The 14,063-nt window shown below is 43.0% G+C and carries 10 protein-coding genes; 9 read left to right on the top strand and 1 reads right to left on the bottom strand.

Annotated features, from left to right (window positions below; genetic code table 11):
- Positions 1-195 precede the first annotated feature (195 nt).
- Complete coding sequence (gene purH / locus HWQ44_RS23230) at positions 196-1,716, top strand: bifunctional phosphoribosylaminoimidazolecarboxamide formyltransferase/IMP cyclohydrolase (RefSeq protein WP_292723621.1); 1,521 nt, start codon at positions 196-198, stop codon at positions 1,714-1,716.
- Between the two features lie 1,041 nt (positions 1,717-2,757).
- Here purH and HWQ44_RS23225 read toward each other — a convergent pair.
- Complete coding sequence (locus tag HWQ44_RS23225; RefSeq protein WP_292723619.1) at positions 2,758-3,270, bottom strand: DNA topology modulation protein; 513 nt, start codon at positions 3,268-3,270, stop codon at positions 2,758-2,760.
- 129 nt (positions 3,271-3,399) lie between these two features.
- Here HWQ44_RS23225 and gatB point away from each other — a divergent pair, with 129 nt between their 5' ends.
- From gatB to HWQ44_RS23185, 8 genes are all read left to right on the top strand, one after another.
- Positions 3,400-4,875 carry an Asp-tRNA(Asn)/Glu-tRNA(Gln) amidotransferase subunit GatB gene (gatB, locus tag HWQ44_RS23220; protein ID WP_292723617.1) on the top strand — a complete coding sequence of 492 codons (1,476 nt, stop codon included), beginning with the start codon at positions 3,400-3,402 and terminating at the stop codon, positions 4,873-4,875.
- A 910-nt stretch (positions 4,876-5,785) separates the two neighbouring features.
- Positions 5,786-7,048 (top strand): bifunctional ornithine acetyltransferase/N-acetylglutamate synthase, encoded by a 1,263-nt coding sequence (argJ, locus tag HWQ44_RS23215; protein WP_292723614.1) that lies wholly within the window; start codon positions 5,786-5,788, stop codon positions 7,046-7,048.
- Positions 7,049-7,179: 131 nt separating this feature from the next.
- On the top strand, positions 7,180-8,028 hold the full coding sequence (locus tag HWQ44_RS23210; protein ID WP_292723612.1) for a hypothetical protein: 849 nt from the start codon (positions 7,180-7,182) through the stop codon (positions 8,026-8,028).
- Positions 8,021-8,404 (top strand): hypothetical protein, encoded by a 384-nt coding sequence (locus HWQ44_RS23205; RefSeq protein WP_292723610.1) that lies wholly within the window; start codon positions 8,021-8,023, stop codon positions 8,402-8,404. The genes HWQ44_RS23210 and HWQ44_RS23205 overlap by 8 nt, the downstream gene beginning before the upstream one ends.
- 576 nt (positions 8,405-8,980) lie before the next feature.
- The gene (locus HWQ44_RS23200) at positions 8,981-10,363 is read left to right on the top strand and encodes a CmpA/NrtA family ABC transporter substrate-binding protein (protein WP_292723608.1); all 1,383 of its coding nucleotides are present in this window, start codon (positions 8,981-8,983) and stop codon (positions 10,361-10,363) included.
- An 82-nt stretch (positions 10,364-10,445) separates the two neighbouring features.
- Complete coding sequence (gene ntrB / locus HWQ44_RS23195; protein ID WP_292723606.1) at positions 10,446-11,285, top strand: nitrate ABC transporter permease; 840 nt, start codon at positions 10,446-10,448, stop codon at positions 11,283-11,285.
- Positions 11,286-11,393: 108 nt separating this feature from the next.
- Positions 11,394-13,394: a nitrate ABC transporter ATP-binding protein gene (locus tag HWQ44_RS23190; RefSeq protein WP_292723604.1), complete on the top strand. Its 2,001-nt coding sequence runs from the start codon at positions 11,394-11,396 to the stop codon at positions 13,392-13,394.
- A 376-nt stretch (positions 13,395-13,770) separates the two neighbouring features.
- Positions 13,771-14,063: hypothetical protein (locus HWQ44_RS23185; RefSeq protein ID WP_292723602.1), on the top strand; the 293-nt coding region annotated here is incomplete at its 3' end.

Below are 14,063 nucleotides of genomic sequence, written 5' to 3'. Positions count from 1 at the left end.
TATGTAAGAGCAAGAAGAAGATGAAGAATAGATGTTGAACTGCGACAATGCCTGCCATCTGTAGCAATCTTAAATAGATAAAAGTGATAATCAGATGCTTATTAACGTTATTATCTCTAATGATCTTGAACTAAAGCAAGGCTTATGCAAAACTTGAGATCCTTCGCTTCTAGCCTACTTTTAAGGAATTGATCAATGGCGCGTCTAGCCCTGCTGAGTGTATCTAACAAAACTGGTATAATTGACCTAGCCCGTAGCTTGGTTGAAGAATTTGACTTTGATTTAATCAGCAGTGGGGGAACAGCCCAAGCACTCAAAGATGCGGGACTCCCTGTCACCAAAGTTGCAGATTACACAGGTTCACCAGAAATTTTAGGTGGTCGAGTCAAAACCCTACATCCCCGAATTCATGGCGGAATTTTGGCTCGGCGAAATACTCCCCAAGATATTACAGATTTAGAAAATAATCAAATTCGCCCCATTGATTTAGTAGTAGTCAATCTTTATCCCTTTGAGGAAACTATTGCTAAACCAGGGGTAACATTATTAGAGGCTGTTGAACAAATTGATATCGGTGGCCCAGCAATGCTACGGGCATCATCGAAAAATTTCGCTCATCTCGCTGTATTATGCGATCCGGCACAGTATGACGAGTATTTGCAGGAATTGCGTCAAAATAACGGTCAAGCATCCCTAGACTTTCGGCAAAAGGCTGCATTGAAAGGATTTTCGCACACTGCTAGTTATGATCAAGCGATCGCATCTTATCTCTCAGAAGCACAGCAGTACACCCTTAGCGGGACACAATTGCAATCTCTGCGTTACGGCGAGAATCCCCATCAACCCGCCACCTGGTATCAAATTGGTACTACCCCGACGGGATGGGCAGCCGCAACGAAACTGCAAGGTAAAGAACTTAGTTACAATAATTTAGTTGATTTAGAAGCCGCACGCCGAATTATTGCTGAATTCACTGATATCCCCGCCGCAACGATTATTAAACATACAAACCCCTGTGGTACGGCGCTGGGAAGCAGTATTTTTGAAGCGTACCAAAAAGCTTTTAACGCTGATTCTACTTCTGCCTTTGGCGGGATTGTCGCACTCAACCGGCCGATTGATGCGGCTACAGCCAGCGAGTTAACTAAAACATTTTTAGAATGTGTAGTTGCACCAAGTTGTGAAGCCGAAGCCCAAGAAATCCTGGCTAAGAAATCTAACGTGCGGCTTTTGACTCTAGCTGATTTGAGCAGTGGCCCTAAGGATACAGTGAAAGCGATCGCAGGTGGTTTCCTTGTCCAAACTAGCGATGACGTGATTGCTGACGCCAGTCAATGGCAAGTAGTCACCGAACGTCAACCCACCGACAGCGAATTAGCCGAATTGCTGTTTGCGTGGAAAGTTTGCAAACATGTTAAATCTAATGCCATTGTTGTGACAAGCGATCGCACTACACTAGGAGTAGGTGCTGGTCAAATGAACCGCGTCGGCTCAGTTAAAATTGCCCTAGAACAAGCTGGAGAAAAAGCCAAAGGTGCAACTCTAGCCAGCGATGGATTTTTCCCCTTTGATGATTCAGTCAAAACAGCCGCCGCCGCTGGAATTACAGCCATTGTTCAACCAGGGGGAAGTTTGCGCGATAAAGATTCAATCAAAGCTGCTAACGAACTGGGTTTGCTGATGGTCTTAACTGGTGTGCGTCACTTTTTACACTAAATCATTAACCGTAAGCGTGCAGTTTTGAAAGTGTCACTCAAAATACTTGCCCTTTGATAGAAGCAGTGATATCGTAGAGTCGTGTGTGAGGAGCAAGTTAAGAATAAAAAGCGGCTGGGGTGGAAACACGGCAACACTCCCAGGCGCTTTTTAATTTGGTAAGAATTACATTGCTTGTACAGTTTTGAAAATGTCACTCAATATACTTGCCCTTTGATAGAAGCAGTGATATGGTTTATTTGTGTGTGAGGAGCAAGTTAAGAATAAAAAGCGTTTGGGGTGGAAACACGGCAACACTCCCAGGCGCTTTTTAATTTGGCAAGAATTACATTGCTTGTGCAGTTTTGAAAATGTCACTCAATATACTTGCCATTTGATAGAAGTAGTGATATGGTTTATTTGTGTGTGAGGAGCAAGTTAAGAATAAAAAGCGTTTGGGGTGGAAACACGGCAACACTCCCAGACGCTTTTTAATTTGCATATACAAATATAGAAATTACATAGCTTGTCATAGCGCTTCCAAAATTTTGGCAACAAATGAATCGGCTGTAGTAGCGTACATCTGTACACTACTGTCAACTTCAGCTAAAACCCCTTTAAAACCTGTGCGTATTTTCCCCTCGTTGAGCGGACTGGTGTGGATTAGGGGGATTTTCAGGGACAGTTATAGCGTTTCCCGACTTAGCGAAGTACACCCGTAGGGGCACGGGCAGTGCCCATTGCTGTCAACTTAACGTGAAACCGCTTGTCCGCCAGGAATTGAAATTCCCTGCTCATAGCTAAAGTCATCTAAAGATGACTAAATATCACCAAAAATCTTTAGTCTACTTGAGTAGACTTTCGCTATTAGCCTGGGAATTCATTCCCAGGCGGGCAAGGAGGCCAAGGGTCAAGCTATTTTTTGCTTAAGTTGACACCAATGGGCACTGCCGTGCCCCTACAATTCGCGATATAATTTTGTACCGCATCTGAATGGGAACCGCTATATCACTAAAATAAGCATATTGCTTTAGCTGTGGGGACGCTAGACGAGAGCGACTATTAATAGTGGGAAATCTTTAGTAAAAACTCTCTGACTTCTGTTGGTTTGCGGAGAATAATAACTTGCTGGTTTGGTGTTACTTGACTAAGTTTTTCTAGAATCCCAGGACGACGAGTAATTGGATATGACCAGATATATTTGAGAAATTCCCAGTTCAATCTTTCAAGACAATCTGATGCCATATCAGGTCTAGATTGTCCAGCATACATGAAGCGACGTTTAATCACTCGTGATAAACACAAAATCCGAGGAAAATCCAAAAAAATTACCGTGTCTGCAACCGACAAACGAAGGTCGAGCGTACCGCTATAGTTACCATCCATAATCCAAGATTCTCGTAGGGTTAGGTCTTGGATTATGCTCTGCCATTCAGTTTTTGGAGTCTCAACCCAGCCAGGATTCCAGTACCAAGCATCCAAGTGAATCACTTCTAAACCTAAGATGGTTCCCAGTTCGCGGGCTAGGGTAGATTTACCAGCACCTCCAGAACCAATAATCAAGATTTTCTTCATCTTAGGTTTGCATCTCCCTTTTCAACCTCAAGAGGTAAGCATTGCTCACCCAAATAACAGTCTTCAGGGCAACTCGATACGCCGCTACAATAGTACCACTACAAAGATTATGCCCAAGTTATTGATATTATGACCACTGCTACGACTGTAAAAACTGAGTATGAAGCGATTATTGGTTTAGAAACCCATTGTCAGCTGAGTACCAACACCAAGATTTTCTCTAATAGCTCTACGGCATTCGGTGCTGACCCCAATACTAACATTGACCCGGTTTGTATGGGTTTACCTGGGGTCTTACCTGTACTCAATGAAAAAGTATTAGAATACGCCGTCAAAGCTGGTTTGGCACTAAATTGTCAAATCGCTAAATATAGCAAATTTGACCGTAAACAGTATTTTTATCCAGATTTACCGAAAAATTACCAAATTTCTCAATACGATCTACCGATCGCAGAACATGGTTGGTTAGAAATTGAGTTGGTAGATGCTGAGGGGAATCCCACTCGCAAACGTATTGGCATCACGCGTCTGCACATGGAAGAAGATGCTGGAAAATTGGTACACGCTGGTAGCGATCGCCTTTCTGGTTCTTCCTATTCTCTAGTAGACTACAATCGCGCAGGTATCCCGTTAGTAGAAATTGTCTCGGAACCCGATCTGCGTTCTGGACTAGAAGCTGCTGAATATGCCGAAGAGTTACGCCGGATTGTGCGGTATCTCGGCGTCAGTGATGGTAATATGCAAGAAGGATCTCTGCGCTGCGATGTCAACATTTCCGTGCGTCCAGTGGGACGAGAGGAGTTTGGCACTAAGGTAGAAATTAAAAACATGAACTCCTTCAGCGCCATCCAACGGGCGATTGACTACGAAATTGAGCGCCAAATCGCCGCCATCGAAGCAGGCTCGCGCATCATCCAAGAAACTCGACTGTGGGAAGAAGGCGCTCAACGCACAAGTAGTATGCGGGTGAAGGAAGGTTCTAGCGATTACCGCTACTTCCCCGAACCAGATTTAGCACCAATTGAGGTGTCAAATGCACAATTAGAGCAATGGCGTAGCGAACTACCAGAACTACCAGCCCAGAAACGCCATCATTATGAAAGCGAATTGGGGCTTTCTCCTTACGATGCGCGAGTTTTGACAGAAGATCGTTCAATCGCCGAATATTTTGAAACTGCGATCGCATCTGGAGCAAATCCCAAAGCTGCTGCCAACTGGATTACTCAAGATATTGCAGCCCACCTTAATAAGCAAAAACTCAGTATTACTGAAATCGCCCTGACTCCCACCAATTTAGCAGATATCATTACTCGCATTGAAACAGGCAAAATTAGTAATGCTCAAGCTAAAGAAAAGTTGCCAGATTTGCTCAGTGGTATTTCTCCTGAAAAAGCCTTTGCTGGTCAAGAGTTAATCACCGATCCTAGTGTACTGGAACCCATCGTTGATGAAGTCATCGCCGCCAATTCCAAAGAACTAGAAAAGTATCGCAACGGTAACACTAACCTCAAGGGCTTCTTTGTCGGACAAGTTCTGAAAAAGACAGGTAAACGTGCTGATCCTAAGCTGACTAACGAATTGGTGGAAAAGAAACTGAACGCTTAGTAGTCTCAATACGGTTCGGATCAGATCCCCCCGCCTACAGTGACCCCTTTTTAAGGGGGTAAAGATTAGAGAAAGTCCCTCTTTTTAAGCGGGGTTGGGGGGATCTCCAAGAGACAAACATGTTAACTGAACCGTATTGCTAGTAGTCTGTTAAGTCAACAATGCTTGGTGAAGGAAGTAGAGGAGAGTTCAGTAAATCTTTCCCCTGTGCCCAATTCCCAAGTAAGTATTTTCCCGGTATTTCTTCATATAATCTTCATATAAAAGCTGGTGACAACCCGCATACCTAAAATGCTATGCTGTGGTAAGTAGATGCACCCTGATGATCTGGAGAGCTGCCTAAGTGGCTCTCTTTTTTATCTTTGGTTTGTGGTATTTACGGATAAGCTTCATCAAATTTTTAGAAATAATCTTAATAAACAAGTATTAACCCTTAGATAATAAATTATATACTGTGATAAAAAGATGCACCGTAATGATCTGGAGAGCGACCCAAGTTGCTCTCTTTTTTCATATTTGTCTTTCGTCATAAGAAAGGTAAAAACAATTATGCTAATCGCCAACTCGTGCATTATTATTGCCATCAGCAAATAAACTCACAATAAAAGTAACTGGAGAGCTGGGGGAGAATAATAATATCAAGTCCGGTTAATTACTTATGATTACCGCATCCGTGCAAAAGTCAGGAAAACCTCTTTCTCCCTGCCCCCTGCACCCTTGCGGTCTAAATGATAAGTCTTTACCCGAACATGATATAACTCCTAACTCTGCCAATTTTAGATTTCTCCTTCAATCCAAAATCCAAGTTGCCCTGTCAGCACACCAAAGGTGCGACCCAAAATCTAAAATTGAATGACTCCTAACTCAGCACAAATTGACCTATCCAACCTGATAGTTATAAGGAAGAATAATGGCAGATTGGCAAAAAATAACAGGTGGCATCACAGCACCGAGGGGGTATCAGGCGGCGGGAATTACCGCAGGATTGAAACCTTCGGGGTTACCAGATTTAGCTTTGATATTCTCAGAGGTGGAAGCGATCGCAGCAGGTGTGTTCACCACCAGCCAAGTTAAAGCTGCCTGTGTAGAATATTGTCGCCAACGCTTGCAAGCCAAACAAAGCGCTCGTGCCATCCTCTGCAACGCTGGACAAGCAAACGCCGCGACAGGAACTCAAGGCAACCTTGATACCCTAGAATCTGCTCTGGCAGTAGCCCAAGCCCTAAACATCTCGTCTGAATCTGTGTTATTGGCTTCCACTGGTGTGATTGGTCAAAGAATTAAGATGGATGCCTTGCGAAGTGGGATTCCCAAGGTAGTAGGGGCACTATCAGAAACAGGCTCAGATGCCGCTGCCGGCGCGATTATCACTACAGATTTAGTAACAAAATCTATTGCCCTAGAGACAACTATAGGCGATGCCTCCGGCGGGCTGCGCCAACGCCCGGTACGAATTGGTGGCATTGCCAAAGGTTCCGGCATGATTCACCCCAACATGGCAACCATGCTGGCATTTGTGACTTGTGATGCTGTGGTTTCGCCAGCCCTTTGGCAACAAATGTTAGCAAGGGCAGCTGATAGAAGCTTTAATTCCATTACCGTGGATGGTGATACCAGCACCAACGACAGCTTAATTGCCTTGGCAAACGGTCAATCTCGCACCCCAGCAATTATAGAATGGGGCGCAGAAGCAGAGAAATTAGAGGCAATGTTAACAGCAGTTTGTCAGCATTTAGCCAAAGCGATCGCTCGTGATGGTGAAGGTGCAACCTGTCTCATTGAAGTGGAGGTGACTGGCGCTCATGACGAACTCTCAGCCCGTCAAATAGCCAAAACCATTGCCGGTTCATCCTTAGTTAAATCTGCAATCTTTGGACGCGATCCAAATTGGGGACGCATCGCCGCCGCCGCCGGACGTGCAGGTGTGCCCTTTGAGCAAGAAAACCTGCAAATTAAGCTAGGGGATTTTTTAATGTTAGACAATGGACAACCTCTACAATTTGACCGTGCAGCAGCAAGTGCTTATTTGAAAAAAGCATCGGTGGGTACTTATCTGCAACAGGATACGGTATTAATCTCCGTTAACGTTGGCAATGGTTATGGTGTGGGTAAAGCCTGGGGTTGTGATTTGAGTTACGACTACGTGAAGATTAACGCCGAATACACTACCTGAACTACTCCCAATTATTTGCCTTGTAGAGACGCGATGAATCGCGTCTTTAGCCAAAGATGTGTTGCAATCATTAATTGAATTGTTATCACAATAGTCTTACAGTCTCTTATGCTGTGGCTGGATGGGTGAAAATGCCTAAGAAGCATATAGAACTTAGAAGGAAGAGGTACTTCAAGCTCAGTTCACAAATCGCTCAGTTAGATAATGCACAATTGCGTTCTCTGTTTGACAATAGTGAGTCGAATGAGTCGAGTACAGGTTGGGGAATGAATCACACCATCGTCCTTGGGGAATCCAAGGTCTTTGTGAAACGTGTTCCGGTTACAAATATCGAATATGACAACCTGTTCTCCACCAGAAATCTCTATAACCTGCCGACTTACTGTAATTACGGCTTCGGTTCTACTGGTTTTGGGGTCTTTCGGGAACTTATTACCCATATCAAGACAACTAACTGGGTATTGTCGGGCGTAATTGCCACTTTCCCACTGATGTACCATTATCGGATTATTCCTTTCTCTGGGCGGCGTACGGATGTCGATATGGAACGTCTAAAAGATTATGTGGAGTACTGGGGCAATAGTACCAACGCCGGCAATTATATGTTAGATAGAGCGATCGCCAACTATGAGTTGGTTCTGTTTCTAGAGTATGTACCGCATGTTCTGGAAACATGGCTGCGGGAAAACCCTAACAAACTTCAAAAACCCCTGAATGACTTATGCACGACGATTACCTTTTTGAGGAAGAAGGGAATCATCCACTTTGACGCACATTTTCGCAGTATCCTCACCGACGGTAAACAGATATATTTGACTGATTTTGGTTTGGTACTGGACAAGAGTTTTACGTTGACGAAAGATGAAAAGTTTTTCTTTAAGGAGTCACGCAAAAATAACTTGAACACTTTTAATTGGAAAGTAAGGCTGACAGCTTATTCCAAATTAAATTTGTACAACTTATTTTTACATGATGCCTAAGCAGAACGCATTTTATGACTACGGAGAAGTTCTGCGGAATCTTGGTCATCTGATTCGATCGCCGTATGATTTATGTTCGGAGAACGATAAACGCCGGATTATGGAAAAATATGGCATAAAAGAAGGCTTAAAACCTTATGAACTGCGCTCTATATTACTCGACAACATTGAGCAGATACATACTGATGGAGTCATGAAGTTAGATAAGTTTTATGTTGCCAGCATCGTCAAGTACCGCAGCATCATTGCGCTGATGCAAGACTTCTTTTCTGATATGTGGGAAAATAACAACAAGGATACAAAACTTCGTCACGCAGAACTACGGCTGCTGCTTAAAAAGACGGGGTTTATTCATGGTGTTGGAAACGGCAGATAGTTGCGATCGCTGGATAAGAAATACACCTATTTGGAGTATTTGCTTAGGTCTTCAACTTTCCCAGCTTTACCATCTCACTCTGATCGCAGTGCGCTTCTAAATTATAGAGATAACATAATAGTTGTGATAAATAAAAACTTATAGATAACAAATTACTACTAAAATTAAGTTACAAAAGAAGTGAAGATAGTCAATCATAAAGCAAACATAATAGTCTTCATAAATAGGAGTCTATATATTAGAAATTATTCCTATAGTTAAGAGAAATGGATAAATTTTTACTTATACATTCAATCTAATATTTGTTTAATAATCCCGAATTAAAGTTAATAATTTCGGCTTCAAAGGCTGTAAACTGATTTCAACAAGGTGAATGATACCTCTGCATCACATTAAAAAAGCAGAGCCAATAATTTAACCGAGTTCTTATATAGGTAGCTATTTCATTGATGAAATGGCTGCGATCGCTTGGTCAAATATAGCTTGATTAATCATTAATAATGCAAGAAATACAGGGTTTTTTGCCTAAATTGTCATAGCTATAAAAAATAACATTCACGTTTTCAGGAGATATTTATGACAGAATTTTTTAATCAAATTTCTCGCCGCAAATTTATCTTCACAGCCGGAGCATCTGCGGGTACTATATTCCTCAAAGGCTGTTTGGGTAATCCTCCTGAAAACCTCACCGGGGGAAGCACTCAAGTACAACCAACTGCTCAATCGGTTGTTAATATTAGTCCCGAACAAACACCCGAAACTACTACAGTTAAGCTGGGATACATTCCCATTGTAGAAGCAGCTCCTTTAATTATTGCTAAAGAAAAAGGCTTTTTTGCAAAGTATGGGATGAAGAATGTTGACCTTTCCAAACAAGCTTCTTGGGGTGCAGCCAGAGACAACGTAGAAATTGGTTCTGCGGGTGGTGGTATAGATGGCGGTCAATGGCAGATGCCTATGCCACATTTAATTACAGAAGCTTTAATTACCAAGGGCAATCAAAAAATTCCCATGTATGTATTATGTCAATTAATTACGCATGGAAATGGAATTGCGATCGCAAACAAGCACCAAGGCAAAGGTATTAGTTTACAACTCGCCAGCGCTAAGTCTTTATTTAAGGAATTAAAATCCTCAACCCCCTTCACTGCTGCATTCACCTTTCCCCACGTCAACCAAGATTTATGGATTCGCTACTGGTTAGCAGCAGGTGGCTTAGACCCAGATGCAGATGTCAAATTGCTCACAGTACCAGCCGCGCAAACTGTGGCCAACATGAAAACCGGAACAATGGATGCCTTTAGTACAGGCGACCCCTGGCCTTATCGCCTAGTGCAAGACAAAATTGGTTACGTAGCAGCATTAACCGCAGAAATTTGGAAAAATCATCCTGAAGAATATCTCGCTATCCGAGGCGACTGGGTTGATAAAAATCCCAAGGCTACCAAAGCGATTTTAAAAGGAATTATGGAAGCTCAACAGTGGCTAGATAATTTTGATAATCGCAAAGAAGCGGCTGAAATTCTGGCTGGACGAAATTATTTCAATCTTTCTTCACCAGAAATTCTAGCCGATCCATACCAAGGTAAATATGACATGGGTGATGGTCGCAAAATTGATGATAAATCAATGGCTGCTTACTACTGGAAAGATGAAAAAGGTAGTGTTTCCTATCCCTATAAGAGTCATGATTTATGGTTCATCACTGAAAATGTTCGTTGGGGATTCTTGCCAAAAGATTACCTAGAGAATAATGCTGCTAAAGCGAAGGAACTTATCAACAAAGTCAACCGCGAAGATATTTGGAAAGAAGCTGCCAAAGAAGCTGGTATTGCTGCTGCTGATATTCCTACAAATACATCCCGTGGTGTAGAACAGTTCTTTGATGGCATAAAATTTGACCCCGAAAAGCCAGAAGAATATTTGAAGAGTTTGAAAATCAAAAAAGTCAGTATTTAGAGACGCGATTAATCTCTTGTAGAGACGCGATGAATCGCGTCTATGACAAATAACAAATAAAATTTGAGGAGAATACAGCATCATGACACTCGCCCATAAACGCCCTGCAAGTCCTAGATTTAGTAATAGCTTTATATCCAGTCTGAAAAAGCAATTTCCCGATCTGATACCACCAACGATCGCCATCGCCATCTTCCTGATTCTTTGGCAACTCTTCGCCTGGACTCCCGGCGCAACATTACCAGGGCCAATACAAGTTATCCAAGACACTTGGGTTCTGATTTTCTGGCCATTTTATGACCGAGGTGGCATTGATAAAGGTTTATTTTGGCAGATTCTCGCAAGTCTGCAACGGGTTGCTATCAGTTATACCCTAGCTGCGATCGTTGGTATTGCCTTGGGCATTTTAATTGGGGTGAATAAAACCATGTCCAAAGCATTAGACCCCATCTTTCAACTACTGCGGACAGTACCACCTCTAGCTTGGGTACCAATTTCTTTAGCAGCTTTACGACAAAACGAACCCGCCGCCTTATTCGTAATTTTCATTACAGCAATTTGGCCCATCTTAATTAACACTGCTGTCGGCGTTACCCAAATTCCCCAAGATTACAACAACGTCGCCAAAGTTCTGCAACTTAGCCGCAAAGAATATTTCATTAATATTTTGATTCCAGCGGCATTACCCTACATTTTTACCGGCTTGAGAATTGCGATCGGTTTAGCTTGGTTAGCAATTATCGCCGCCGAAATTGTCATGTCCGGTATTGTCGGCATTGGCTTCTTTATCTGGGATGCCTATCAAAATAACAACGTCAGCGAAGTAATTTTAGCTCTAGTTTATATCGGCATTGTTGGCTTGATTCTAGATAAAGCGATGGGTTGGCTGCAAAACAAGATTTTACCAGCAGAGCAAAAATAGGGAATGGGGCATGGGGCACTGGGCATGGGGAATGGAAACTAGGAAAGATTTTTCCAATCCCTAATCCCAAATAATCTCTAATCTACAATACCAAATACCAAATATCTTATGTTCGTAGCTGTCGATCAAATTGAAAAAGTTTTTGAATTAACTGGTGGTGGCAAATATATTGCCCTCAAAGGAATCGACCTCCAAATTAAAAAAGGAGAATTTATTTCTTTAATTGGTCACTCCGGTTGCGGTAAATCCACACTATTAAATATGATTGCGGGTTTGGATTTGCCAACTGAAGGTATTGTCACTTTAGAAGGACAAAAAATTACCAAACCTGGCCCAGACAGGATGGTGGTGTTCCAAAATTATTCCCTATTACCTTGGCGGACAGTAAGAGAAAATATTGCCCTCGCCGTGGACTCGGTAATGAAGGGTTTACCCGCAGATGAACGCAATGCCATTATCGAAAAACATATAAATATGGTGGGTTTGCGTCCCCATGCTGACAAACAACCGGGAATGTTATCAGGTGGACAAAAGCAGCGAGTTGCGATCGCCCGCGCCTTAGCGATTCGTCCCAAATTACTGCTACTAGATGAACCATTTGGTGCATTAGATGCACTCACACGCGGTAATTTGCAAGAACAACTCATGCAAATCTGCGAAGAAAATCAAGTAACCGCCGTGATGGTGACACATGATGTCGATGAAGCGGTGCTGTTATCTGACAGAATCGTGATGCTAACCAACGGCCCCGAATCTAAAATCGGCGACATTTTAGAAGTGGATATTCCCAGACCCCGCAAGCGGATGGAAGTAGTAGAACATCCCAGCTACTACAGCTTGCGAAGTGAGATGATTTACTTCCTCAATCAGCAGAAGCGCATCAAGAAAATTCGGGCGCGGAAAACTGCTGACATTGCCCGTCATGGGTTGGAAAAAGTTAACCTAGAAATTGGTTTTTTACCTCTGACAGCTTGCGCCCCCTTAGCAGTTGCCAAAGAAAAAGGCTTTTTTGTCAAGCATGGTTTAGATGAAGTTAACCTCGTGCGAGAAAGCAACTGGCGGGGTATCGTCGATGGCATGACTGGTGGTTATTTAGATGCGGCTCAAATGCCTTCAGGAATGCCGATGTGGCTAACTTTGGGAGGACATAATAACCAACCTCTGCCCGTTGTCACCGCCCTTACCATGACTCGCAACGGTAACGCCATCACTTTGGCAAAACACTTTTATGACCAAGGTGTACAAACCTTATCAGATTTCAAAAGATACCTGCTTCGCACTCGCGAACAACGGCACACAATGGGAGTAGTACATGCCGCATCGATGCACAACTTGCTACTGCGTTACTGGCTAGCGGCTGGTGGAGTAGACCCCGACACCGATGTGGATATGAAGACCATTCCCCCAGCGCAGATGGTAGCCGACCTAAAAGCCGGAAGCATTGATGGTTATTGTGTCGGCGAACCTTGGAACTACCGCGCTGCTGTGGAAAATGTCGGTTTTACCATCGCTACCGACTTAGAAGTTTGGTTGGGACACCCCGGTAAAGTTCTTGGTGTGCGGGAAGATTGGGCAGAGAATTATCCAAATACGCATATTGCCTTAACCAAAGCTTTGTTAGAAGCTTGCCAGTATTGTGCAAATCCCGAAAATGCCCAAGAGATTCGGCAAATTTTAGCAGGGCGAGATTACGTCAGCACTGATTTAGAATACATTCAACTCGAAGATCCAGATAATCTCACCTGTGACTTAGATCATCCGTTGCGAGACTATGCCCATCACCAGTTTTATTCTGAGTCTGCCATTAACCGCCCCAGCCGCACCGAACAAATTTGGATTATGAGTCAATTGGCGCGTTGGGGTGACACTCCCTTCCCCAGAAATTGGGTAGAAGTTGTGGAACGGGTTTGTCGAGTTCGTGTTTTCAGCACCGCCGCACGAGAATTAGGTTTAGATATTAGCTATATTCGCCAACCGATCAAACTGTTCGATGGTACTCCCTTTAACGCCGACGATCCGATCGCTTATCTCAACAGCTTGAAAATTAAACGTGATTTTTCAGTCGCGGAAGTTGTTCTTGATGCACCAAGAAGAAAACTCGCTTCATAAAAAAATCGTGAGAGAAAGAGGTAGTGGAAGGAGTAAGACATCTTACTTCTTGTGGGGTGGGCGTCTCGCCCGCCCGTAATCAAAGGCGGGTAAGATACCATTAGTGTCAACTTAAGGTTAAAACCCATTTGTCAACGATAGGTTTTGTTAGGAACGAAGTATAAAGGTGAACTTTTTTCTGAATTTTATACGCAAGCTGGTAGTGATGCTAATAAACAAAGCATTAATAGTCCATGAAAAAGTTCGTTTTTTGTCCCTTTCAAACCGAATTTTTAAGCCTAAATGCTTATTGACATAGGAAGTTTGAGCTTAACTTGACACCAATGGTAAGATACCCACCCCACAAGATTGAATAATTTTAGTTGTTGAAAATTTCTTGAACTCCATTAACGAGTCTTTGAACTGGATGAATCCACCTCTGAACTCCGTTAACGAGTCTTTGAACTGGATGAATCCACCTCTGAACTCCGTTAACGAGTCTTTGAACTGGATGAATCCACCTCTGAACTCCGTTAACGAGTCTTTGAACTGGATGAATCCACCTCTGAACTCCGTTAACGAGTCTTTGAACTGGATGAATCCACCTCTGAACTCCGTTAACGAGTCTTTGAACTGGATGAATCCACCTCTGAACTCCGTTAACGAGTATTTGAACTGGATGAATCCACC

This window comes from Nostoc sp. JL34 (assembly GCF_017114945.1).
In the GTDB taxonomy this organism is placed as follows: domain Bacteria; phylum Cyanobacteriota; class Cyanobacteriia; order Cyanobacteriales; family Nostocaceae; genus Nostoc.
The sequence above is the reverse complement of the archived record's forward strand: the minus strand, read 5'-3'. Positions and strand labels throughout refer to the sequence as shown.